General features: G+C 70.5%; 19 protein-coding genes. All 19 read right to left on the bottom strand.

The window, feature by feature from the left end:
- Positions 1-159: 159 nt before the first annotated feature.
- The 19 genes from ACFWN3_RS14180 to secE all read right to left on the bottom strand — a co-directional run bounded on the left by ACFWN3_RS14180 (position 160) and on the right by secE (position 23,111).
- Positions 160-4,050 carry a DNA-directed RNA polymerase subunit beta' gene (locus ACFWN3_RS14180; RefSeq protein WP_377640617.1) on the bottom strand — a complete coding sequence of 1,297 codons (3,891 nt, stop codon included), beginning with the start codon at positions 4,048-4,050 and terminating at the stop codon, positions 160-162.
- Positions 4,051-4,152: 102 nt separating this feature from the next.
- Entirely contained in the window at positions 4,153-7,641 is a 3,489-nt protein-coding gene (rpoB, locus tag ACFWN3_RS14175) for a DNA-directed RNA polymerase subunit beta (protein WP_377640615.1), read from the bottom strand.
- 335 nt (positions 7,642-7,976) lie between these two features.
- The gene (locus ACFWN3_RS14170; RefSeq protein ID WP_377640613.1) at positions 7,977-8,651 is read right to left on the bottom strand and encodes a hypothetical protein; all 675 of its coding nucleotides are present in this window, start codon (positions 8,649-8,651) and stop codon (positions 7,977-7,979) included.
- A complete protein-coding gene (locus ACFWN3_RS14165) occupies positions 8,635-9,168 on the bottom strand; it encodes a hypothetical protein (protein ID WP_377640611.1) in 534 nt (177 codons plus the stop codon). Before ACFWN3_RS14165 ends, ACFWN3_RS14170 begins: the two co-directional genes overlap by 17 nt.
- Positions 9,165-10,421 carry an MCE family protein gene (locus tag ACFWN3_RS14160; protein ID WP_377640609.1) on the bottom strand — a complete coding sequence of 419 codons (1,257 nt, stop codon included), beginning with the start codon at positions 10,419-10,421 and terminating at the stop codon, positions 9,165-9,167. The genes ACFWN3_RS14165 and ACFWN3_RS14160 overlap by 4 nt, the downstream gene beginning before the upstream one ends.
- Positions 10,418-11,653: an MCE family protein gene (locus ACFWN3_RS14155; RefSeq protein ID WP_377640607.1), complete on the bottom strand. Its 1,236-nt coding sequence runs from the start codon at positions 11,651-11,653 to the stop codon at positions 10,418-10,420. Before ACFWN3_RS14155 ends, ACFWN3_RS14160 begins: the two co-directional genes overlap by 4 nt.
- Positions 11,650-12,846, bottom strand: a complete 1,197-nt coding sequence (locus ACFWN3_RS14150; RefSeq protein WP_377640606.1) for an MCE family protein — start codon at positions 12,844-12,846, stop codon at positions 11,650-11,652. The genes ACFWN3_RS14155 and ACFWN3_RS14150 overlap by 4 nt, the downstream gene beginning before the upstream one ends.
- Positions 12,846-13,817 (bottom strand): MCE family protein, encoded by a 972-nt coding sequence (locus tag ACFWN3_RS14145; RefSeq protein WP_377640604.1) that lies wholly within the window; start codon positions 13,815-13,817, stop codon positions 12,846-12,848. The genes ACFWN3_RS14150 and ACFWN3_RS14145 overlap by 1 nt, the downstream gene beginning before the upstream one ends.
- Positions 13,814-14,845: an MCE family protein gene (locus ACFWN3_RS14140; RefSeq protein WP_377640602.1), complete on the bottom strand. Its 1,032-nt coding sequence runs from the start codon at positions 14,843-14,845 to the stop codon at positions 13,814-13,816. The genes ACFWN3_RS14145 and ACFWN3_RS14140 overlap by 4 nt, the downstream gene beginning before the upstream one ends.
- The gene (locus ACFWN3_RS14135; RefSeq protein WP_377640599.1) at positions 14,842-16,170 is read right to left on the bottom strand and encodes an MCE family protein; all 1,329 of its coding nucleotides are present in this window, start codon (positions 16,168-16,170) and stop codon (positions 14,842-14,844) included. Before ACFWN3_RS14135 ends, ACFWN3_RS14140 begins: the two co-directional genes overlap by 4 nt.
- Complete coding sequence (locus tag ACFWN3_RS14130) at positions 16,167-16,931, bottom strand: MlaE family ABC transporter permease (protein WP_377645622.1); 765 nt, start codon at positions 16,929-16,931, stop codon at positions 16,167-16,169. Before ACFWN3_RS14130 ends, ACFWN3_RS14135 begins: the two co-directional genes overlap by 4 nt.
- 67 nt (positions 16,932-16,998) lie before the next feature.
- A complete protein-coding gene (locus tag ACFWN3_RS14125) occupies positions 16,999-17,766 on the bottom strand; it encodes an MlaE family ABC transporter permease (protein WP_377640597.1) in 768 nt (255 codons plus the stop codon).
- A complete protein-coding gene (locus tag ACFWN3_RS14120; RefSeq protein WP_377640595.1) occupies positions 17,763-18,734 on the bottom strand; it encodes an ABC transporter ATP-binding protein in 972 nt (323 codons plus the stop codon). Before ACFWN3_RS14120 ends, ACFWN3_RS14125 begins: the two co-directional genes overlap by 4 nt.
- 300 nt (positions 18,735-19,034) lie before the next feature.
- Positions 19,035-19,427: a 50S ribosomal protein L7/L12 gene (gene rplL, locus ACFWN3_RS14115; RefSeq protein WP_377640593.1), complete on the bottom strand. Its 393-nt coding sequence runs from the start codon at positions 19,425-19,427 to the stop codon at positions 19,035-19,037.
- A gap of 66 nt (positions 19,428-19,493) precedes the next feature.
- Positions 19,494-20,111, bottom strand: a complete 618-nt coding sequence (rplJ, locus tag ACFWN3_RS14110; protein ID WP_377640591.1) for a 50S ribosomal protein L10 — start codon at positions 20,109-20,111, stop codon at positions 19,494-19,496.
- Positions 20,112-20,457: 346 nt separating this feature from the next.
- Positions 20,458-21,177, bottom strand: a complete 720-nt coding sequence (gene rplA / locus ACFWN3_RS14105) for a 50S ribosomal protein L1 (protein WP_377640590.1) — start codon at positions 21,175-21,177, stop codon at positions 20,458-20,460.
- 128 nt (positions 21,178-21,305) lie between these two features.
- On the bottom strand, positions 21,306-21,740 hold the full coding sequence (rplK, locus tag ACFWN3_RS14100) for a 50S ribosomal protein L11 (protein WP_377640588.1): 435 nt from the start codon (positions 21,738-21,740) through the stop codon (positions 21,306-21,308).
- Positions 21,741-21,826: 86 nt separating this feature from the next.
- Positions 21,827-22,780 carry a transcription termination/antitermination protein NusG gene (gene nusG, locus ACFWN3_RS14095; protein ID WP_377640586.1) on the bottom strand — a complete coding sequence of 318 codons (954 nt, stop codon included), beginning with the start codon at positions 22,778-22,780 and terminating at the stop codon, positions 21,827-21,829.
- A gap of 70 nt (positions 22,781-22,850) precedes the next feature.
- Entirely contained in the window at positions 22,851-23,111 is a 261-nt protein-coding gene (secE, locus tag ACFWN3_RS14090) for a preprotein translocase subunit SecE (RefSeq protein ID WP_377640584.1), read from the bottom strand.
- Positions 23,112-23,127 lie beyond the last annotated feature (16 nt).

Genomic DNA, 23,127 nt, shown 5'->3' with positions numbered 1-23,127 from the left:
GGAATCCGTGTCCCTCGCCGCGTCGGGCGGACGTGCTGCACCGTGCGGAGGACCCCGCGCGGACGGTCCCGGTGACCGCCTGCACCCCGGCGACGCCGGAGGGCGGGCGCCCGGTGGTCTCCCACCGGTGCGCCCGCCCTCGCGGTGCGTGCCGTGACGTCAGAGCCGGTCGAGACCGAGCTCGCTGTCGTCGAGGCGGACGGCCTCACCCGAGCCGGGCCCGAAGGCGGCGTAGGTGTAGTCGTCGTAGCTCGGCATCGAGTACATCGCGGCCTTGGCCTCCTCGGTGGGCTCCACCGCGACGTTGCGGTAGCGGGGCAGACCCGTACCCGCCGGGATGAGCTTGCCGAGGATGACGTTCTCCTTCAGGCCGAGCAGGGAGTCGGACTTGCCCTCCATGGCGGCCTCGGTGAGGACGCGGGTCGTCTCCTGGAAGGAGGCGGCCGACAGCCACGACTCGGTCGCGAGCGAGGCCTTGGTGATGCCCATGAGCTCGGGGCGACCGGAGGCGGGCTTGCCACCCTCGGACACCACGCGACGGTTCTCGTCCTCGAAGCGGCCACGCTCGGCGAGCATGCCCGGCAGGAGGTCGGCGTCGCCGGACTCGATGATCGTGATCCGGCGCAGCATCTGTCGCACGATGACCTCGATGTGCTTGTCGTGGATCGACACGCCCTGCTGGCGGTAGACGTGCTGCACCTCGTCGACGAGGTGCTCCTGCGTCTTGCGCGGGCCGAGGATGCGCAGCACCTGCTTGGGGTCGATCGAGCCCTGGGTCAGCTGGGTGCCGACCTCGACGTGCTGCCCGTCGGCGACGAGCAGGCGGGCCCGCTTCGTCACCGGGTAGGCGTGCTCGTCGGAGCCGTCGTCCGGCGTGAGCAGGATGCGCCGCGCCTTGTCGGTCTCCTCGATGGTGATCCGGCCCGAGGCCTCCGCGATGGGCGAGACACCCTTGGGGGTGCGCGCCTCGAAGAGCTCGACGACACGCGGCAGACCCTGCGTGATGTCGTCACCCGCCACACCACCGGTGTGGAAGGTACGCATCGTCAGCTGGGTGCCGGGCTCACCGATCGACTGCGCCGCGATGATGCCGACGGCCTCGCCGATGTCGACGAGCTTGCCCGTCGCCAGCGAACGGCCGTAGCACTTCGCGCACGTGCCGACCTTGGAGTCGCAGGTGAGGACCGAGCGGACCTTCACCGAGTCGACGCCCGCGGCGAACAGCGCGCCGATGACGACGTCACCGAGGTCGATGCCGGCCTCCGCGAGGGTCTCGCCGTCCTTGACGACGTCCTCGGCCAGGCTGCGCGCGTAGACCGAGGTCTCGACGTCGTCGTGGACCGACCGGGTGCCGGTGCGCTCGTCGGTCGAGGCGATCGGCATCGGCAGGCCGCGCTCGGTGCCGCAGTCGTCCTCACGGATGATGACGTCCTGCGACACGTCGACGAGGCGACGCGTGAGGTAGCCCGAGTCGGCGGTGCGCAGCGCGGTGTCGGCGAGGCCCTTGCGCGACCCGTGGGTCGAGATGAAGAACTCGAGCACCGACAGGCCCTCGCGGAAGTTCGCGCGGATCGGTCGCGGGATGATGTCGCCCTTCGGGTTCGACACCAGGCCACGCATGCCGGCGATCTGCCGCAGCTGCATCCAGTTACCACGAGCACCCGAGGACACCATGCGGTAGATGGTGTTGGTCCGCGGGATGTTCGCCTCCATCTCCTTGGCGACCTCGTTCGTCGCCTGGGTCCAGATCTCGATGAGCTCCTGGCGACGCTCGTCGTCGGTGATGAGACCGCGCTCGTACTGCGTCTGGACCTTGGTCGCCTTGGCCTCGTAGCCCTCGAGGATCTCGAGCTTGCGCGGCGGGGTGACGACGTCGGAGATGGCGACCGTGGTGCCCGAGCGGGTCGCCCAGTGGAAGCCGTACTCCTTGAGCGCGTCCAGGCTCGCGGCGACCTGCACCTTGCTGTAGCGCTCGGCGAGGTCGTTGACGATCGTGGACAGGCGCTTCTTGTCGACCTGGTCGTTGACGAACGGGTAGTCCATGGGGAGCGTCTCGTTGAAGAGCGCGCGACCGAGGGTCGTCTCGACGAGGAGGCTCTCGATGTAGCCGTCGCCGTCCTGCTCGGTGCCCTCGGGGAGGTCGCTGAGCGGGGTCGGGACGACGTGCTTGAGGCGGATCTTCACCGGCGAGCCGAGGAGGATCTCGCCGGCGTCGAAGGCCATGCGGGCCTCGGACACCGTGGAGAAGGAGCGGCCGGAGCCGATGCCGTCCTCGACCTCGGTCGTCAGGTGGTACAGGCCGATGATCATGTCCTGCGTCGGCATCGTCACGGGACGGCCGTCGGCCGGCTTGAGGATGTTGTTCGACGAGAGCATGAGGATGCGGGCCTCGGCCTGCGCCTCCGCGGACAGGGGCACGTGCACGGCCATCTGGTCGCCGTCGAAGTCCGCGTTGAAGGCGGTGCAGACGAGCGGGTGGATCTGGATGGCCTTGCCCTCGACGAGCTGCGGCTCGAAGGCCTGGATGCCGAGGCGGTGCAGGGTGGGCGCGCGGTTGAGCAGCACCGGGTGCTCGGTGATGACCTCTTCGAGGACGTCCCACACCTGGGGGCGCTGGCGCTCGACCATGCGCTTGGCCGACTTGATGTTCTGGGCGTGGTCGAGGTCGACGAGCCGCTTCATGACGAAGGGCTTGAAGAGCTCGAGCGCCATCTGCTTGGGCAGGCCGCACTGGTGCAGCTTGAGCTGCGGGCCGACGACGATGACCGAGCGGCCGGAGTAGTCGACGCGCTTGCCGAGCAGGTTCTGGCGGAACCGGCCCTGCTTGCCCTTGAGCATGTCGGAGAGCGACTTCAGCGGACGGTTGCCGGGGCCCGTGACCGGGCGACCGCGACGGCCGTTGTCGAAGAGGCTGTCGACGGCCTCCTGGAGCATCCGCTTCTCGTTGTTGACGATGATCTCGGGCGCGCCGAGGTCGAGCAGTCGCTTGAGGCGGTTGTTCCGGTTGATGACCCGGCGGTACAGGTCGTTGAGGTCCGAGGTCGCGAAGCGGCCACCGTCGAGCTGCACCATGGGGCGCAGGTCCGGCGGGATGACCGGGATCGCGTCGAGGACCATGCCGGCCGGCTGGTTGGTCGTCGTCTGGAAGGCGCTGACGACCTTGAGGCGCTTGAGGGCGCGGGTCTTGCGCTGGCCCTTGCCGGTGGCGATGATCTCGCGCAGCAGCTCGGACTCGGCGTCGAGGTCGAAGGTCTCGAGGCGCTTCTGGATCGCCGCGGCGCCCATCCCGCCCTCGAAGTACAGCCCGAAGCGGTCGCGCATCTCGCGGTAGAGGACCTCGTCGCCCTCGAGGTCCTGGACCTTGAGGTTCTTGAAGCGGTCCCAGACCTGCTCGAGGCGCTCGACCTGCTGGTCGGCGCGACGGCGGATCGCGTTCATCTCGCGCTCGGCGGAGTCGCGGACCTTGCGCTTGGCGTCGGACTTGGCGCCCTCGGCCTCGAGCGCGGCGACGTCGTCCTCGAGCTTCTTGGCCCGGGTGTCGACGTCGGCGTCGCGACGGTTCTCGATCTCCTTCTTCTCCACCTGGATCTGCGCCTCGAGCGAGGGCAGGTCGGCGTGACGCTGGTCGACGTCGACGCTGGTGATCATGTAGGCGGCGAAGTAGATGACCTTCTCGAGGTCCTTCGGCGCGAGGTCGAGGAGGTAGCCCAGGCGCGACGGGACGCCCTTGAAGTACCAGATGTGGGTGACGGGGGCGGCGAGCTCGATGTGGCCCATCCGCTCACGCCGGACGGCGGCGCGGGTGACCTCGACGCCGCAGCGCTCGCAGATGATGCCCTTGAAGCGGACGCGCTTGTACTTGCCGCACGCGCACTCCCAGTCCCGGGTCGGGCCGAAGATCTTCTCGCAGAAGAGTCCGTCCTTCTCGGGCTTGAGGGTGCGGTAGTTGATCGTCTCGGGCTTCTTGACCTCGCCGTGGCTCCAGCCACGGATCGAGTCGGCGGTCGCGAGACCGATCCGGAGCTCGTCGAAGAAGTTGACGTCGAGCACGTGGTTCCTTCTTTCGTTGCTAACGCTGTAAAGGGTCTGTCAGGTGGGGTGTCGAACCGGGTGGTCGGGCCGGGACGCGCGAGGCGTCCCGACCCGCACCTGTCAGACCTCTTCGACGCTGCTGGGCTCGCGCCGCGACAGGTCGATGCCGAGCTCCTCCGCTGCGCGGAAGACGTCCTCCTCGGCCTCGCGCATCTCGATCGTCGTGCCGTCGCTGGACAGCACCTCGACGTTGAGGCAGAGGCTCTGCATCTCCTTGATGAGGACCTTGAAGGACTCGGGGATGCCGGGCTCGGGGATGTTGTCGCCCTTGACGATGGCCTCGTAGACCTTCACGCGGCCGTTGACGTCGTCGGACTTGATCGTGAGCAGCTCCTGCAGCGCGTAGGCGGCGCCGTAGGCCTCGAGGGCCCACACCTCCATCTCACCGAAGCGCTGGCCACCGAACTGGGCCTTACCGCCGAGCGGCTGCTGGGTGATCATCGAGTAGGGACCCGTGCTGCGCGCGTGGATCTTGTCGTCGACGAGGTGGTGGAGCTTGAGGATGTACATGTAGCCCACGGACACCGGCTCGGGGTACGGCTCACCGGAGCGGCCGTCGAAGAGCCGGGCCTTGCCGGTCCCGTCGATGAGGCGCACGTCGTCGCGCGTCTTGGTCGTCGAGTCGAGCAGACCGATGATCTCGTCCTCGCGGACGCCGTCGAACACCGGGGAGGCGACGCGCGAGCCGGCCGGGGCCGAGCGAGCGTCGTCCGGGATGAGCCTGGCCCACTCCGGGTCCCCGGCGATCTCCCAGCCGCGGCTGGCGGCCCAGCCGAGGTGCAGCTCGAGGATCTGCCCGACGTTCATGCGTCCGGGGACGCCGAGCGGGTTGAGGACGACGTCGACGGGCGTGCCGTCCTCGAGGAAGGGCATGTCCTCGACCGGGAGGATCTTGGAGATGACGCCCTTGTTGCCGTGGCGGCCCGCGAGCTTGTCGCCGTCGGTGATCTTGCGCTTGTTCGCGACGTAGACGCGCACGAGCGAGTTGACGCCCGGGGGCAGCTCGTCGCCGTCGTCCTTGTCGAAGACCTTGACGCCGATGACGGTGCCGGTCTCGCCGTGGGGCACCTTGAGGGAGGTGTCACGGACCTCGCGCGCCTTCTCACCGAAGATCGCGCGGAGCAGGCGCTCCTCGGGGGTCAGCTCGGTCTCGCCCTTGGGCGTGACCTTGCCGACGAGGAGGTCGCCGTCGCGGACCTCGGCACCGATGCGGATGATGCCGCGCTCGTCGAGGTCGGCCAGGACCTCGTCGGAGACGTTCGGGATGTCCCGGGTGATCTCCTCGGGGCCGAGCTTGGTGTCGCGGGCGTCGACCTCGTGCTCCTCGATGTGGATCGAGGAGAGGACGTCGTCCTGCACCAGGCGCTGGCTGAGGATGATCGCGTCCTCGTAGTTGTGGCCCTCCCACGGCATGAACGCCACGAGGAGGTTGCGCCCGAGGGCCATCTCGCCACCGTCGGTCGCGGGACCGTCGGCGATGAGGCCACCCACCTCGACGCGGTCACCCTCGGAGACGATGACGCGCTGGTTGTAGCTGTTGCCCTGGTTGGACCGGTTGAACTTGTTGATCCGGTAGGTGCGGCTCGTGCCGTCGTCACCGGCGACGGTGACGAGGTCGGCGGACACCTCGGTGACGACGCCGGCCTTCTCGGCGATGACGACGTCACCGGAGTCGACGGCGGCGCGGTACTCCATGCCGGTGCCGACGAGCGGCGCCTCGGCCCGCACGAGCGGGACCGCCTGGCGCTGCATGTTCGAGCCCATGAGGGCGCGGTTGGCGTCGTCGTGCTCGAGGAACGGGATGAGCGCGGTCGCCGCGGAGACCATCTGGCGCGCGGAGACGTCGATGTAGTCGACGTCCTCGGCCGGGACGTACTCGACCTCGCCGCCCTTGACGCGCACGAGGACGCGCTCGTGGGCGAAGGCGGTGCCCTCCTCGTTGAGGGTGGCGTTGGCCTGCGCGATGACGTGCTCGTCCTCCTCGTCGGCGGACAGGTAGTGCACGTCGTCGGTGAGGCGGCCCTTGTTCACCTTGCGGTAGGGCGTCTCGATGAAGCCGAACGCGTTGATCCGGCCGTACGAGGCGAGCGAGCCGATGAGGCCGATGTTCGGGCCCTCAGGGGTCTCGATCGGGCACATGCGGCCGTAGTGCGAGCTGTGGACGTCGCGGACCTCCATGCCGGCGCGGTCGCGCGAGAGACCACCCGGGCCGAGCGCCGACAGGCGACGCTTGTGCGTCAGGCCGGCGAGCGGGTTGTTCTGGTCCATGAACTGGGAGAGCTGGCTGGTGCCGAAGAACTCCTTGATGGACGCGACGACCGGGCGGATGTTGATCAGGGTCTGCGGCGTGATGGCCTCGACGTCCTGGGTCGTCATCCGCTCGCGCACGACGCGCTCCATCCGCGACAGGCCGGTGCGGACCTGGTTCTGGATGAGCTCGCCGACGTTGCGCAGGCGACGGTTGCCGAAGTGGTCGATGTCGTCGGTCTCGACGCGGATCTCGACGTCCTCGCCGCGGCGGCGACCCGGCAGGGTCTCCTCGCCGGCGTGGAGCGCCACGATGTACTTGATCGTCGCGACGATGTCCTCGATGGCCAGCGTCGAGTTCGACAGCTCGCCCTCGATGCCCAGCTTCTTGTTGATCTTGTAGCGACCGACCTTGGCCAGGTCGTAGCGCTTGCCGTTGAAGTAGAGGTTGTCGAGCAGGGTCTGCGCGGCCTCCTTGGTCGGCGGCTCGCCCGGACGCAGCTTGCGGTAGATGTCGAGCAGCGCGTCGTCCTGGCCCTGGGTGTGGTCCTTCTCCAGGGTGAGGCGCATCGACTCGTACTGGCCGAACTCCTCGAGGATGTCGGCCTCGGACATGCCGAGCGCCTTGAGGAGCACGGTGACCGACTGCTTGCGCTTGCGGTCGACGCGCACGCCGACCATGTCGCGCTTGTCGATCTCGAACTCGAGCCAGGCACCGCGGCTCGGGATGACCTTGGTCGTGTAGATGTCCTTGTCGGACGTCTTGTCGGGCGTGCGCTCGAAGTACACGCCCGGGCTGCGGACGAGCTGCGAGACGACGACGCGCTCGGTGCCGTTGATGATGAAGGTGCCGCGCTCGGTCATGAGCGGGAAGTCGCCCATGAACACGGTCTGGCTCTTGATCTCACCGGTCGTGTTGTTCATGAACTCGGCGGTGACGAACAGGGGCGCGGAGTAGGTCTGGTCGCGCTCCTTGCAGTCCTCGATCGAGTACTTGATCTCCTCGAAGCGGTGGTCGCGGAAGCTCAGCGACATCGAGCCGCTGAAGTCCTCGATCGGGGAGATCTCCTCGAAGATCTCCTCGAGGCCGGAGCGGTCCGGGACGTCGTCGCGTCCCTCGGCCTTCGCGGCGGCGACGCGCTGCTGCCAGCGCTCGTTCCCGAGGAGCCAGTCGAAGCTCTCGGTCTGGAGGGCCAGGAGGTCGGGCACCTCCATCGGCTCCCGGATCTTCCCGAAGGACAGTCGACCGGTCACCGTCATTGCGGTGTTCATGTGCTTGGACGTGGTGCGCGAGGCAGCCAAGGAGCGTTCCTTCCACGGGCCTGTTCGTAACTCTGGGCTGGCTGCACCCGACCCGGTACGGACCGTCGTTCCCGCCGTCCGCAGGACATCCCGGGACAACCGGGGGCATGGCGGCACGACAGCTCATCGACGAGCACGGAAGGTAGGGGGCAGCGCAAAGAGCGAGCATACCAGAGAACGGCACGGCCATCCAGCCCGGTCAAGCCGTGAGGCCCGGGCGACGGCCTCCCACCGAAGCGGGCGACGCGAACAGGATGGCTTGTCGCCCCCGCCCCGTCAAGGCAAACGGCCGCTTTCGGCGCGTCCGGGCCGGGCGGACCGGCCGAACGGCGGGGTCAGAAGGCCTCGAGGCGCGCGATGAGCCAGCGCTCGCCGACCCGCTGCATCGTCGCGATGACCCGGTTCTGGTCGACCGAGGGCTGCTCCTGCGCCGCGCTCGTCTTGGCCTGGTTGAGGAAGACCTGCACCGTCACCGTGTCGTCGGTCTGGGCCATGACCCCCGCCTCGTAGGACCGGGCCCGCACGACCGCCTTCTCCTTCTGGGCCAGCGGGAGGATCGTCCTGGCCATCGTGTCGGCGTACTCGGTCCGGAAGGCCCCGGTGAGGAGGGCGCCGTTGGCCGCCGCCTGCCGCTCGAGGGTCTGGTGGTCGTAGGAGAGCAGCTGCTCGAGGTCGGCGCGGGCCGCGGCGGTCGCCGCCCGGGCGTCGCGGTCGCGGGCTCCCGGGTCGCCGAGGGTGACGACGGTGACGGCGGCGAGGAGCACGAGGGCGGCGGCGAGCGCCGCCAGGGGGGCGCGCAGGGCCCGGGCGATGCCCCGGCGGCGTGCCTGCCGCTCCTCGGGCGAGGCGGTGGGGACCCCGGCGTCGGGTGTCGGCCCGGCGCCGGGTGTCGGCCCGGTGGCCGGCTCGGGGCGCTGCGCGACGGCGCGGTCCGCACCCTCCTCGGGCGGTCGCGGGCGCCGGCGGTGGCCGGCCACCCGCGGGCGGCGGCGGTCATCCGACGAACTCAAGGCGCTCCACCTTCCACGTGCCGCCGACCTCGCGCAGGCCGAGCTTCATCCGGTACGTCTTCTTCTCGCCCTCGGGGGCGTTGGTGTTCGTCGTGGGTGCGACGACCCCGACGATGACCGAGGCCGAGTCGCGGTCGCCGCTGACGACGGCGGCCTCCGCCCGCTCGACCGTCGAGGTCGACTTGTTCTCGATGACGACCGAGCGCAGGTCCGACAGGCTCTTCGTGTAGCTGGCGAGGAACTCCCCCGTCGCGCCCGAGCGGACCCGCCCCGTGTCGGCGTCGACCGTGCGGTAGTCGAGCGTCGCGAAGTTCACGGCCAGCTGGCGCCCGGCCGCGAGGGCGTCGCGCTGGGCCGACTCGACCTGCCGGGTCTCGAGCCAGGCCCGGCCCCGGGTGACGGCGAGCACGGCGGTGAGGGCGAGGACGACCGCGACGAGCGCCCACAGCACGCGCACCCGGGCCCGCAGGGGGTCGGGTGCCTCCGTCGTGGTCTCGGCGGGGGCGGGGTGGGTCATCGGGTGGCTTCCTCCAGGATCCAGGACCAGCGGTCGCCGCCGGACGGCGCCGCCGGGACCGAGACGTCGGCGGGAGCACCGTACGCCGTCGTCCCGAGCGGGACCGGGTCGGACCCGTAGGCCATGGTCAGGCTCGTGCGGCCGACGCTGCGGGCCCCCGGGGCGTTCTGGGCGCCGCGGACGGCGCTCGCCGAGCCGCGGGGCAGCGAGCAGCGCGCGTCGCGGTTGAGCGGGGGCAGGTCCTGCGTGCGGTTGGGGTCGGTCTTCTCGGTCCCGCCGTACCCGCGGGTGCACACCGGCGGGTCGTTCGTCAGCTGGACGCCGAAGTGCGCCGTGCCGTCGCCGGGGACGACGGTGTACCCGCCGGCGACGACCTCGGGGTAGGTGATGAGCATCTGGTCGATGCCGTCGACCCGCGAGCTCGTGACCTGGCCGATCGTCACGAGGTTGGCCAGGAGGGTGCCGAGGGTGCGGTCGTTCTCGCGGACGACGGCTTCGAGCTCCTTGCTCGCCACGGCGCCACGGTCGAGGATGACGCGCAGGTCGGGGTCGGAGGCCTGGACCGTCTCGGAGATGCGGGCGAGGTTGGCCGAGAAGGTCGTGATCTGCGAGGCCGTGTCGCGCTGGGTGTCGAGCACCGTCCTGCCGCTGCGCAGCAGCGCGACGGTGTCCGGGAGCGCCTCGATGGCCGCCCGGGTCAGCAGGTCGCCGCTGTCGATGAGCCGCGCGATGTCGGGCCCACTGCCGCTGAAGGCCGTGCCGAGCTCGTCGACGGTGGTGACGAGGGCGTCCTTGGGCACCGACCGCACGGTGGTGTCGACGTCGAGGAGCAGCTTCTCGACCGGCAGCGGCGTCTCGGTGTCGTCGCGCGCGATGACGTCGCCGTCGGCGAGCACGGGACCACCGGACGCTCGCGGCTGGAGGTCGAGGTACTGCTCGCCGACCGCGGAGCGGTTCTCGACGACGGCCCGGGTGTCCTTCGGCACCTCCGTGCCCCGGTCGAGGCGGGCGTGGACCCGGACCCCGTCGTCGGTGAGCGAGAGCTCGGAGACCCGGCCGACGCGGACCCCGCGGTAGGTGACCTCGGACCCGACGAAGATGCCGCCGGAGGTCCCGAGGTCGGCGACGACGGTGGGGCCGCCGCCGAGGACGCGCTCGACGAGGCCGACGTAGCTCGCCGACAGGATCGAGACCCCGACGATCGTCACGACGGCGAAGATCGCGAGCTGGATCCGGGTGAGCCGGCGGATCACGAGGTCCCCCCGGTGTAGAGCGTCTCCCACGAGCGGTCCTGCTCGGCCTGTGCGCACAGCGGCGGGCACAGCGGGCCGCCGGTGCGGGTGGACGTCGGCGTCGGCAGCGGCACCCCCGGGACGGTGGGCACGGTGATGGTCGGCACCGGCAGCGACGGGATCGGCAGGCTCGGGATCGGCAGGCTCGGGATCGGCAGCGACGGGATCGGCAGGGTCGGCCGCGGCCCGGGCCGCGTCGGTTGCGGCAGCACCTCGATGTCGCGCAGGTCGAAGTCGCCGGTGACGTGGAGGTTGGTGTAGTCGCCCTTGATGGCCGTCGTGGCGGCGTCGGGGAAGGGGTAGGTCAGCAGCAGCTCGAGCGAGCGCGGCAGGTCGTCGCCGGCCGCGTTGAGCTGCCCGAGAACGGGCTTGAGCGCCGCGAGGTTGGCCAGCGTGTCGTCGCGTGAGGCCCGGATGACCGTGCTGCCGACCTTGCCGAGGCGGCCGAGGGCGGTGAGCATCGCGGTCAGCTGCTCGCGCTGGTCGGCGAGGATCTTCAGCCCCTTCGGCGTCTCCTCGAGGACCGCGGCGAGGTCGTCCTTGCGCTCGGCGAGCCGGGCGCTGAGCCGGTCGATGCCCTCGATGGCCCGCACGATGTCGGCCTTCTGCTCGTCGAGGCCGCCGACGAACGTCGTGAGGTTGGTGATGAGGCTGTCGATCTCCTCGTCGTTGCCGCGCAGCGCGTTGTTGAGCTCGGTCTCGATGACCTTGAGCTGCCCGACCCCTCCCCCGTTGAGGAGCAGCGACATCGCCGCGAGGACCTCCTCGACCTCGGGGTTGCGCCCGGTGCGCGCGAGCGGGATGAGGTCGCCCTCGTCGAGCGTCCCGGTGCCGCCTGCTTCGGGGCGGACGAGCGCCACGTACTTCTCACCCAGCAGCGAGGTCTGCTTCAGCTCGGCGCGCACGTCGTCGGGGAGCTTCGCCGACGCGGGGATGCGCATCGTGACCCGCGCGGTCCAGCCGGAGAGCTCGATGTCGGTGACCTCCCCCACGGTGACCTCGTCGACCTTGACCGACGAGCGCGCGACGAGGTCGAGGACGTCGGCGAAGTCGGCGCGCACGGTGATCTGCCTCCCCCCGACCTTCGCCCCGCCGGGCAGCGGGAGGTCGGCCGCGGAGCAGCCGGCGGCGAGCAGGGCGGGGACCACCACGAGGGCGGTGAGGGCGCGGGCGCGCGGGCGTCGGGTCGTCATCCGAGCAGCCCTCCCAGGGTCGGGTCGGCGCCGTTGAGGGTCAGCGGGAGCTTGGCGTTGCCGCCGAGCGGCGGGAGCTCGGGCAGCTCGAGGTCCTCGAGGCCGGAGGTCTTGCAGAGGTCGGTGTTGCCGGTGCCGGTGGGTCCGGTGATGAGCGAGCAGAGGAGCAGTCCGGGCTTGTCGAGGCCCTCGACGTTGGCCCGCGTGTCGAGCGTCCCGCTGCGCGCGTTGTAGGCGAGCTGGAGGTTGGAGAGGGCGACGGGGGCGTTGTCGAGGGTCTCGGCGAGCTCGTTGCGCTTCTCGACGACCGAGCCGGTGACGTCGGCGAGGCGGGCGACGTCGTCCCTGAGGAGGGCGCGGTTGTCCTTGACGAAGGACGTCACCTCGTCGAGGGCGACGGCGAGGTTGGCCAGGGCCGCCGAGAGGTCGTCGCGCTCGGCGTCGAGCGAGGTCGTGACGCTCGCGAGGTTGGTGTTGAGCCGGCGGACCTGGGCGTCGTTGGCCGCGACGGTCTCGCTGAAGGTGTTGAGGTTCTTCACCGTGGAGAACAGGTCGCCGCGTCCCTCGCTGAAGGCCTGGACGGCGCGCGAGAGGTCACGTGTCGTGTCGTGGAGGGCCTGCCCGTTGCCGTCGAGGTTCGCGGCGCTCGTCTCGAGCAGCCGCGAGAGGGCGCCCTCCTCGTTGGCGCCGGTCGGACCGAGCGCGACCATGAGGTCGTCGAGGCTCTGGCTGACCCGGTCGAGCTCGACGGGGACCGCCGTGCGCTCCATCGGGATGTGCGCGCCGCTCGCCATCCTCGGGCCCGCCGTGTATGCGGGCAGCAGCTGGACGTAGCGGTCGCTGACGAGGGAGGGCGCGACGACGGCGGCCGTCGCGTTCGCGGGCACGGGGTGCTCGGGGGTGAACTCGAGCTCGACGCGCACCCGGTCGCCGCGCGGCTCGACCTCGAGGACCTCGCCGACCTTGACGCCGAGGATCCGCACGTCCGAGCCCGGGAAGAGCCCGACGGCACGCACGAAGTCGGCCGAGACCCGCACCGGCTCCGGTCGGGGCCAGAGGAGGAAGGCGGCGGCGACGAGGGCGACGACGACGATCCCGGCGACCGTCGCCACGCGTGGGCTCACCGACGGGAGGGAGTCGCGCGCGGGCAGGCGGAACCGGCTCGGCAGCGAGGGGAGGCGCAGGCGTGCCATCAGCCCACCGTCCCCGTCGGGACCGTGAGGTTCTGGATGTAGGTGTCGAACCACGGACCGGTGCCGAGCGTGTTCGCGAAGACCCGGGTGAAGGGGGCCATCGCGACGATCGTGCGCTGGAGGTCCTGCTCGTGCTTCTGGAGGGTGGCCAGCACCTTCTGCAGCTCCTGGAGGGCGGGCCTGAGCTCGGCCCGGTTGTCGCGGACGAGGCCGGTGACCTCCGTGGCGAGCGCCGAGGTGTTCCGGAACAGGGTGTTGATCGCCTCGCGGCGCTTCTCGAGCTCGACGAGGAGGAGGTCGGCGTCGTCGATGAGCCGGTCGACCACGGCGTTCTGCTCGGCGACGGTCCCGGTGACGGAGTTGGCCGCCCGCAGCAGCTCCTTGAGCTTCTCGTCGCGCGAGGCGATCGTCGCCGACAGCCGGCCGAGGCCGTCGAGGGCGGCCCGCACGTTCTCGGGGGTGTCCTTGAACTCCGTGGCGAGGACGTCGAGGGAGTCGGCGAGCTGCTGGGTGTCGACCCGCTCGGTCGTCGTCGTGAGGTCGGAGAACGCCGAGACGACGTCGTAGGAGGAGATGGTGCGGGTCAGCGGGATCTCCGAGCCCTCCTCCAGCTGGCCGGTGCCGCGCGGCTCCAGCGAGAGGTACTTCTCGCCGAGGAGGGTCTTGATCCGGATCGAGGCCGCGGTCTGCGGGCCGAAGCCGACGCGGTCGTCGGTGACCCGGAAGTCGACCCGCACGTGCGAGCCGTCGAGGTCGACGCCGGTGACGTCGCCGATCTTCACCCCGGCGACGCGGACGTCGTCGCCGTCGCGCAGCCCGCCGGCCTCGGTGAACGCGGCGCTGTAGCGGTCGCCGCCGCCGATGACGGGCAGGGTCGAGGCGTTGAACGCCAGGACGAGGAGCACGACGATGACGAGGATCCCGACGACGCCCAGGCGCAGCGGGTCCTTCTCCTTCAGGGGTCCGTTCACGATCGGCACCTCGCGGCGTCGACGTCGTAGCCGAGGTCGCCGGGGGTGGGCCCGGTCGGCAGGACGACGTTCCTCGCGTCGAAGCGGCAGAGGTAGAAGTTGAACCACGAGCCGTAGGTGGCGGTGCGGGTGATCGTGTCGATCTTCCCCGGGGCGGTCTGGGCGAACCTCTCGAACAGCCGCGTGTTCTCCGGCTCGTTGAGGGTGCCCGCGAGGTCGCGCAGGTTGGCGACGTCGGACTTGATGTCGGGGCGTCCCGCGGCGAGGAGGGAGGCGGTGTCGCCGGTGACCCGGTTGATGTCGTCGAGGGAGCCACCGATGGCCTCGCGGTCGGCCGCCAGCCCCGAGACGAAGCGCTGCAGCTGTGAGAGGAGCTCACCGAACGCCTCGTCGTGCGACTCCACGGTCGTGAGGACGGTCGTGAGGTTGTCGATGGTCCGGCCGATGACGGCGTCGCGGTCGGCGAGGGTCTTGGTGAGGCTCGCGGTCTGCCCGAGGAGGGTGTCGATGTCGCCGCCCTCGCCCTGGAGCACCGAGATGATCTGCGCCGACAGCTCGTTGACGTCCTTCGGCGACAGCGCCGCGAACAGCGGCTTGAACCCGTTGAACAGGACGGTGAGGTCGAGGGCCGGCCGCGTGCGCTCCTTCGGGATCGTCTGCCCCTCGGCGAGGGTGGCCGCGCTGCCGGGCTCCTGGGTCAGCGCGATGTAGCGCTCCCCGACGAGGTTGCGGTACTTGACCGTCGCCACGGTGCCCTGGGTCAGCGACGTCGTGCGCAGCACCTCGAAGGCCACCTCGGCGCTCGTCCGGTCGCGCGCGACGGCGATGTCGGTGACCGTGCCGACGCGCACCCCGGCGATCCGCACGTCCTGGCCCGCGCTGAGACCCGTGACGTCGCTGAACACCGCCTTGTACGTCGCCTTGTCGCCGGGCAGGACGTTGGCGATGGTCGCCGCGAGGACGCCGGTGGCGAGCACCGTGACGACGACGAAGACGAGGAGCTTGACGAGGCTGGGGAGGGTCTTCACTGGTCGACCACCCCTCCGCGCAGGAGCGGGCCGGCGAGCAGGGTCGTCAGCGACGACGGCTCCCCCGCCCCGTAGGGCGCGAGGGCGATGGCGACGACCTGCTGCTCCTCGGCGGTGCCCGCGAGGCCGGCGTCGACGCCGGCGACCGCGAGGGCGTCGGGCGCGAGGAGGGCCGAGGGCAGGGCGGACCGGGCCGAGCCACCGGTGCGGCTCGTGCTCGCGGCGCCACCGGTGCCGTCGTTCAGGGTGAGGCCGCCTCGCGGGTTCGACTGGCTCCCACCGGGGTTCGGCAGGCCGCGACAGCTCGGTCCGCGGTCGTCGCCCCACGCCGGCTCCTGGCCGGGACGGTAGCCACCGCGCTGCTCCGGCAGCTCCATCGTGATGTGGAACCGTCCTCCCGAGAACACGTCGCGGATCCGCGGCAGCCAGTTGACCATCCCCCGCGACAGGCACGGGTAGACCGGGGAGTGCTTCGCGAGGACGGCGAGCGTCGGGCGCTGGACCCGGCCCACCTGGATGATCCGGTTGTCGTTGCGCTCGAGGAAGTCGGCCGTGGTGTTGGCGAAGCCGGCCGTCCCGGCGAAGAACCCCGACAGCTGGTCCTTCTTCTCCACGATCGTCGCGTTCGTCGTCCGCAGCGCGTTCGCCGCGCGCAGCAGGTCGGGGGCGGCGACGGCGTAGGTGCTCGCGAGGTCGGCGAGGCCGCTGATGTCCGCCTGGATGAGCGGCATCTCCTTGTTGATCTCGGTGAAGTAGCTGTCGACGAGGACGATGTTCTCGCCGATCCTCGTGCCCCGGCCGTCGAGGGCGGTCGCGAGCGCGTTGAGGGTGGCCGCGAGCTTCTCGGGCTGGACGGTGCGCAGGAGCGGCAGGAGGTCCTCGAAGACGCGCTCGAGCTCGATCGCGACGGTCGTGCGGTCCTGGGGGATGACGTCGCCCTCGCGGATGGTGCGGCCGCGGTCACCCGTCGGGGGGACGAGGTCGACGAAGCGCTCACCGAAGAGCGTCTTGGGCAGCAGCCGTGCACTCACCCCGGCCGGGATGAGCTCGACCTTCTCGGGGTCGAGCGCCAGGCCCAGCGTCGCGCCGTCACCGGTGGAGGTGATGCTGCGGACCTCGCCGACGATGACCCCGCGGATCTTGACGTCGGAGGCCTCCTGCATCTGGCTGCCGATCCGGTCGGTGCGCAGCTCGACCGAGACGACCTCGGTGAAGACCTTGTTGAACATCGCGATGGACAGGGTGATCCCCATGGCCACGACGAGGAGGAACGCGATCCCGTACGCGCGCCGGCCCAGGCGCGCGAGGATGCCGGCGGGCGTCATCCGGCGATCCTCACCGTGGTCGTCGCGCCCCAGATCGCGAGCGAGACGAAGAAGTCGAGGACGTTGATCGCGACGATCGAGGTCCGCACGGCGCGGCCGACGGCGACGCCCACCCCGGCCGGGCCGCCGCGGGCGGTGTACCCGTAGTAGCAGTGGATGCCGATGATGACGATCGCGAAGACGAGCACCTTGACGAAGCTCCAGAGGATGTCCTCCGGTGGCAGGAACAGGTGGAAGTAGTGGTCGTACGTCCCCTTGGACTGGCCGAAGTAGTCGGTGACGATGAAGCGGGTCGCCGCGTAGCTGCTGAGCAGCCCGACGACGTACAGCGGGATGACGGCGACGAAGCCGGCGATCATCCGGGTCGTCACGAGGAACGGCAGGCTCGGGATGCCCATGACCTCGAGGGCGTCGACCTCCTCGCTGATCCGCATCGCGCCGAGCTGCGCGGTGAACCCGCACCCGACGGTGGCGGCCAGCGCGAGACCGGCGACGAGCGGGGCGATCTCGCGGGTGTTGAGGTAGGCCGAGACGAAGCCGGCGAAGGCCCCCGTCCCGAGCTGGTCGAGCGAGCTGTAGCCCTGCAGGCCGACCTGCGAGCCGGTGAAGAAGGCGAGGAAGGTGAGGACGCCGACGGTCCCGCCGATGACGGTGAGCGCCCCGCTGCCGAGCGAGACCTCGGCGAGGAGGCGGACGACCTCGCGGCGGTAGCGGCGCAGGGTGCGCGGGACCCACCCGATCGAGCGCACGTAGAAGTGCATCTGGTCGCTGAGGCTGTCGAGCGTCCTCAGCGGCCTCGATGCGGTGTCGGCGAGTCGTCCCACGGCGTCAGATCTTCTGCGGGACGACTTGGAAGTAGACCGCGCTCACGACGAAGTTCACGACGAACAGGAACATGAAGGTGATGACGACGCTCTGGTTCACGGCGTCGCCCACCCCCTTCGGACCGCCACCGGCGGTCAGGCCCTTGTACGAGGCGACGAGCGCGGCGATGGCCCCGAAGATCAGCGCCTTGATCTCGGAGGTCCACAGGTCGGCGAGCTGCGCGAGCGCGGTGAACGAGGCGAGGTAGGCGCCGGGGGTCCCGCCCTGGACGAGGACGTTGAACACGTAGCCGCCGACGATCCCGACGACCGAGACGAGGCCGTTGAGGAGCGCCGCGACGAGCATGGTCGCGAGGACGCGCGGCACGACGAGGCGCTGGATCGGGCTGATGCCGAGCACCTCCATCGCGTCGATCTCCTCGCGGATCTTGCGGGATCCGAGGTCGGCGCAGATCGCCGAGCCACCGGCGCCGGCGACGAGGAGCGCGGTGACGAGCGGCGAGGCCTCGCGGACGACGGCGAGGACCGAGGCGGCGCCGGTGAACGACTGGGCGCCGAGCTGGCGGGTCAGCGTGCCGAGCTGGAGGGCGATGACGGCGCCGAACGGGATGGAGACCAGCGCGGTCGGGATGATCGTCACCGAGGCGACGAACCACGCCTGCTGGATCATCTCCTTGAGCTGGAAGGGCCGCTTCGGCACCGCCTTCGCGACGTCGATGCACAGCTGGAAGAACGAGCCCGCCTGGCGCAGCCCGTTGGCGACCGCCGTCATCCGCTCGCCTCCGCGGTCGCGCCGGGGATGCCCGCGGTCGTCGAGCGGAAGCTGCCGGGAGGAGGCGTGACCCCGTTGGCGCGGCACCACTCCCCCGCCTCCCGCTCGGCCCGGCGGGGGCTGCGGTCGCTCGTGCCGAGCTGGAGCGGGATGGGCGGCAGCGGCGGCAGCTCCTGGCCCGACTCGGCGGCCAGCTCGTCGGCGTCCTTCTCCTCGGACATGCCGATCGGGCCGATGGTCTGGGCGTTGAGGAACTGGCGCACCACCGGCTCCTCGGAGGACAGGAGCATCTCGCGCGGGCCGAACATCGCGAGGTGCCGGTGGTAGAGCAGGCCGATGTTGTCGGGCACGGTGCGGGCGGTGTTGATGTCGTGGGTGACGATGAGGAAGGTGGCGTCGATCTGCGCGTTGAGGTCGACGAAGAGCTGGTTGATGTAGCTCGTGCGCACCGGGTCCAGGCCCGAGTCGGGCTCGTCGATGAGGAGGATCTCGGGGTCGAGGACGAGGGCGCGGGCCAGGCCGGCGCGCTTCCTCATGCCGCCGGAGATCTCGCCGGGGAGCTTGTCCTCGGCGCCGGTCAGGCCGACGAGGTCCATCTTCTCGTGGACGATCGTCGCGACCTCGGACTCGGACTTGCGGGTGTGCTCGCGCAGCGGGAAGGCGACGTTGTCGAACAGGCTCATCGAGCCGAAGAGCGCGCCGTCCTGGAACAGGACGCCGAACAGCTTGCGGACCTCGTAGAGGTCGTCGCCGCGCAGCCGGGTGATGTCCTGGCCGTCGATGACGATGGACCCCTCGTCGGGGCGCAGGAGGCCGACGAGGGTCTTGAGGAAGACCGACTTGCCGGTGCCGGAGGGGCCGAGCAGGACCGAGATCTCGCCCGCGGGAAGGGTCAGCGAGACGTCGCCCCAGATGAGCTGCTTGCCGAACCGTTTGGTCAGGCCGCTCACCGCGATCTCGACGCCCATGTCGTTCCTTCCATGACTGCGCGCTGCCGACCCGACCGGAAGTTACCGGACGGTAGGTCGGTGGCGCCGGACCATTGAACCGTGTCGCGCGCGGCAAAAGGGGCTTGCCGACACGCGATTTCGTGGTGGTCCTCACCCGCGCTCAGGATGGCCGTGACGCGCGGTCCGGCGGCGGCGACCCGCACGATCCGGGGGTGGCCGCGGTCGCGGTCCGCACCGGGACACGGGAACGGGCGGGCCCGGACCTGGTGGTCCGGACCCGCCCGTTCGCGGAGTGCTGGGTCCCCGAGGGGACTCAGGTCACTTGAGGGTGACGGTCGCGCCGGCGCCCTCGAGCTGCTCCTTGGCCTTCTCGGCCGAGGCCTTGTCGACCTTCTCGAGGACGGGCTTGGGGGCGCCGTCCACGAGGTCCTTGGCCTCCTTGAGACCGAGGGAGGTCAGCGCGCGGACCTCCTTGATGACGGCGATCTTCTTGTCGCCGGCGGCCTCGAGGACGACGTCGAACTCGTCCTGCTCCTCGGCGGCGGCGGCGTCGCCGCCACCAGCGGCCGGGGCGCCCGCGGCGGCGACCGCGACGGGAGCGGCGGCGGTGACGCCGAAGGTGTCCTCGAACTCCTTCACGAACTCGGAGAGCTCGATGAGGGTCATCTCCTTGAAGGCGTCAAGGAGCTCGTCGGTGCTGAGCTTGGCCATGTCTGACCGTCCTTTCTCTATGCGTGGTGCCGTGAGTGGCGTTTACGTGGTGAGCCGACCCGGGGGTCAGCTCTCGTCGCCACCCTCGGCGACGTCGGTGGCCTCGGCCGCGGGGGCCTCGGCAGTGGTCTCCTCGACGGCCGGGGCGGCGGCGCCGGAGACCGGCCCCTCCGACTCGACCTTCGCGCGCAGCGCGTCGACCGTGCGAGCGGCCTTGCTGAGCGGTGCGGCGAAGAGGAAGACCGCCTTGCTGAGCGAGGCGTTCATGGCGCCGGCCAGCTTGGCGAGGAGGACCTCGCGGGACTCGAGGTCCGCGAGCTTCGTGATCTCGGCGGGGCTGAGCGACTTGCCGTCCAGCACACCACCCTTGATCACGAGGAGGGGATTCGCCTTGGCGAAGTCACGCAGACCCTTGGCTGCCTCCACGGGGTCGCCCTCGACGAAGGCGATCGCGGACGGGCCGACGAGCTGACCGTCGAACGCGGTCACCCCGGCGTCCTTGGCGGCGAGCTCGGTCAGCGTGTTCTTGACCACGGCGTAGGTCGCGTTGCCCCGAAGGGAGTTGCGCAGGTCGGTGATCTGCTTCACCGAGAGCCCGCGGTACTCCGTGAGAACGGCGGCGTTCGAGCTCTTGAACTTCTCGCTGAGCTCGGCGATCGCCGCGGCCTTGTCGGCACGAGACATGGGCGCCTCCTTCCGTCGTGTGGACCGACGGTGAAGGGCCTGCACATGGAGAGAGCCCCGGCACAGGGCACGGGGCTCGTCATGATCGCTGCGCGCGGAGCAGTGCTTCGCGGTGGGCGTCTCGTGGACGTCGTGGCCTGCGCTGGTGCCCCACCAGGTGGCGGGACCTTCGGTCTCGTGCGGGTGCACGCGACAACCGGCGGTCTTCGGTCGTGCTCAAGGGTACGGGGTCGGCGCCCCTGCCCCAAATCGGCTCCCGGGCGAGCACGGGCACCGGGGCCGGGGGGACACGACGGAGCCCGTCGCCCCATGAAGGGCGACGGGCTCCGTCGGTGCGAGGACGCGCTCAGGCGTCGGCGCCGTCCTCCTGGAGGAGGTTGCGGGTCTTGGTGAAGTCCAGCGGGATGCCGGGGCCCATCGTCGTGGCCAGCGTGGCCTTGGTGATGTAGCGGCCCTTCGAGGCGGCCGGCTTGAGGCGGAGGATCTCCTCGAGCGCGGTGGCGTAGTTCTCGACGAGCGACTTCTCGTCGAAGGACGCCTTGCCGATGATGAAGTGGAGGTTCGCGTGCTTGTCGACGCGGAACTCGATCTTGCCGCCCTTGATGTCGGTGACGGCCTTGGCGGTGTCCATCGTGACGGTGCCGGTCTTCGGGTTCGGCATGAGGCCGCGGGGACCGAGGACCTTGCCGAGACGGCCGACCTTGCCCATGAGGTCGGGGGTGGCGACGACGGCGTCGAAGTCGAGCCACCCGCCGGCGACCTTCTCGAGCAGGTCGTCGGAGCCGACGAAGTCGGCGCCGGCGGCCTTGGCGGCCTCGGCCTTGTCGCCGTTGGCGAAGACGAGGACGCGGGCGGTCTTGCCCGTGCCGTGGGGGAGGTTGACCGTGCCGCGGACCATCTGGTCGGCCTTGCGGGGGTCGACGCCGAGGCGCATGGCGACCTCGACGGTCTCGTCGTACTTCGCCGACGCGGTCTGCTTCGCGATGCGGACGGCGTCGAGCGGGGCGTACAGGGTGTCCGCGTCGATCTTGTCGGTGGCGGCGCGGTAGGCCTTGCTGCGCTTCATGTGCTGCTCCTGGTGGATCCGGTGTGGAGTCGTGGTCGTCGGGCCAGCGCCGGCCCTGCCACTGGTGGGACACCGGGGTGGTGCCCCACCCCGGCCCGCCGTCGTGGCGGGCCGGTTGGGGGTCGAGCTCAGAGCTCGGTGTCGATGCCCATCTGGCGGGCGGTGCCGGCGATGATCTTCATCGCGGCGTCGATGTCGTTGGCGTTGAGGTCGGGCATCTTCGCCTCGGCGATCTCGCGGACCTGGTCCTTGCTCAGCTTGCCGGCCTTGACCTTGTGCGGCTCGCCGGAGCCCTTCTGGACGCCCGCGGCCTTCTTGATCAGCTCCGACGCCGGGGGCGTCTTGGTGATGAAGGTGAACGAGCGGTCCTCGAAGACCGTGATGACGACGGGGATGATGCTGCCGCGCTGGTGCTCGGTCGCCGCGTTGTACGCCTTGACGAACTCCATGATGTTGACGCCGTGCTGACCCAGCGCGGGGCCGACGGGGGGCGCGGGGGTCGCGGCACCTGCCTGGATCTGCAGGTTGATGTAGCCGGAGACCTTCTTGCTCTTGGGAGGCATGTCTGTCCTTGTTCTGGTGTGGTGGGCCGACGCCGTGGGCGATGACCCCTTTGCAGCCCCGGGACCCCGGGGCGGGGCTCCTGCGGTCAGATCTTGGAGACCTGGCTGAAGGAGAGCTCGACCGGGGTCTCCCGGCCGAAGATGGAGACGAGCACCTTGAGCTTCTGGGTGTCGGGGTTGATCTCGGAGATCGTCGCGGGGAGGGTCTCGAACGGACCGTCCATGACGGTGACCGACTCGCCGACCTCGAAGTCGACGACGGCGGCCTCGCGGCCGGAGCCGGACGCGGAGGCCTGGCCACCGGCGGCCGTGGCGGCGGCGGCCTCGAGGTCGGCGGGCTTGATCATCCCGTAGACCTCGTCGAGCGTCAGCGGCACCGGCTGGTGGGCGTTGCCGACGAACCCGGTGACGCCGGGGGTGTGGCGCACGGCGCCCCACGACTCGTCGGTGAGGTCCATGCGGACCACGACGTAGCCGGGCATCCGGACCCGGCGGACCAGCTTGCGCTGACCGCCCTTGATCTCGGTGACCTCCTCCATCGGGACCTGGATCTCGAAGATGTAGTCCTCCATGTTGAGGGAGGTGATCCGGGTCTCGAGGTTGGCCTTGACCCGGTTCTCGTAGCCGGCGTAGGAGTGCACGACGTACCAGTCGCCGACCCTGCTCGCGAGGTCGGCCTTGAAGGCCGCGACGGCGTCGGCGCCCTCGGGGAGGAGGTCGCCGTCCTCGTCCTCGGTCGGGGCGGCGTCGGACTCGCCGGCGTCAGCGGGGGCGTCGTCGGACGCGTCGGCGTCCTCGGACGGGTCGACGGCCTCGAGGGGCGCGGTGTCGGTCTCGACCTGGGCGGGGGCCTTCGCGTCGTCCTCGACGGGGGCGGAGGCCTCGGCGGCGTCCTGCTCGACGGTCTCGGTGCCGATGGCCGCGTCGTAGCCCTCACTCACCGAGTCGGCCTCGCGGGAGGCCTCCGTCAGGGTGTCGGGCAGCACCTCGGGGGCGTCGGGCGACGCCACGTCGGGGTTGTCGGTCCACTGGTCGGACACGGGTGACCTCTTCCTGGTTGCGGGGGTGGCTGGGCGGGCTGGTGCTGACGGCGCCGGGTGGGCGCGGGCGTCAGTCCGAGCCGAACACCAGCCCGACGAGCTTGCTGAAGCCGAAGTCGACCCCGGACACGAGCGCCATCATCACCGTGACGAACACGATGACGACGAGCGTGTAGTTCCACAGCTCGCTGCGCGTGGGGCGCACGACCTTGCGGAGCTCGTCGAGGATCTGGCTGACGAAGAGGCCGAGCGCCTTGAACCACCGGGAGATGGGGTTGCCGCCGCGCTCCCGGCCCTTGGCGGGGCGGGAGGGAGTCCTGGTCTGACCCACGTCAGTCACGGTGCCT

It is taken from the genome of Oryzobacter terrae (assembly GCF_042756445.1).
Taxonomy (GTDB): Bacteria; Actinomycetota; Actinomycetes; order Actinomycetales; family Dermatophilaceae; genus Oryzobacter; species Oryzobacter terrae.
This window is presented reverse-complemented; position numbering and strand designations above follow the sequence as displayed.

Bases quoted from the DNA above. Each gene is read 5' to 3' on its own strand.
- rplK (WP_377640588.1), bottom strand. From the start codon at position 21,740: ATGCCTCCCAAGAGCAAGAAGGTCTCCGGCTACATCAACCTGCAGATC.
- rplJ (WP_377640591.1), bottom strand. From the start codon at position 20,111: ATGTCTCGTGCCGACAAGGCCGCGGCGATCGCCGAGCTCAGCGAGAAG.
- ACFWN3_RS14130 (WP_377645622.1), bottom strand. From the start codon at position 16,931: ATGCACTTCTACGTGCGCTCGATCGGGTGGGTCCCGCGCACCCTGCGC.
- ACFWN3_RS14125 (WP_377640597.1), bottom strand. From the start codon at position 17,766: ATGACGGCGGTCGCCAACGGGCTGCGCCAGGCGGGCTCGTTCTTCCAG.
- ACFWN3_RS14165 (WP_377640611.1), bottom strand. From the start codon at position 9,168: ATGACCCACCCCGCCCCCGCCGAGACCACGACGGAGGCACCCGACCCC.
- ACFWN3_RS14150 (WP_377640606.1), bottom strand. From the start codon at position 12,846: ATGGCACGCCTGCGCCTCCCCTCGCTGCCGAGCCGGTTCCGCCTGCCC.
- ACFWN3_RS14120 (WP_377640595.1), bottom strand. From the start codon at position 18,734: ATGGGCGTCGAGATCGCGGTGAGCGGCCTGACCAAACGGTTCGGCAAG.
- ACFWN3_RS14135 (WP_377640599.1), bottom strand. From the start codon at position 16,170: ATGACGCCCGCCGGCATCCTCGCGCGCCTGGGCCGGCGCGCGTACGGG.
- rplA (WP_377640590.1), bottom strand. From the start codon at position 21,177: ATGAAGCGCAGCAAGGCCTACCGCGCCGCCACCGACAAGATCGACGCG.
- rplL (WP_377640593.1), bottom strand. From the start codon at position 19,427: ATGGCCAAGCTCAGCACCGACGAGCTCCTTGACGCCTTCAAGGAGATG.
- ACFWN3_RS14155 (WP_377640607.1), bottom strand. From the start codon at position 11,653: ATGACGACCCGACGCCCGCGCGCCCGCGCCCTCACCGCCCTCGTGGTG.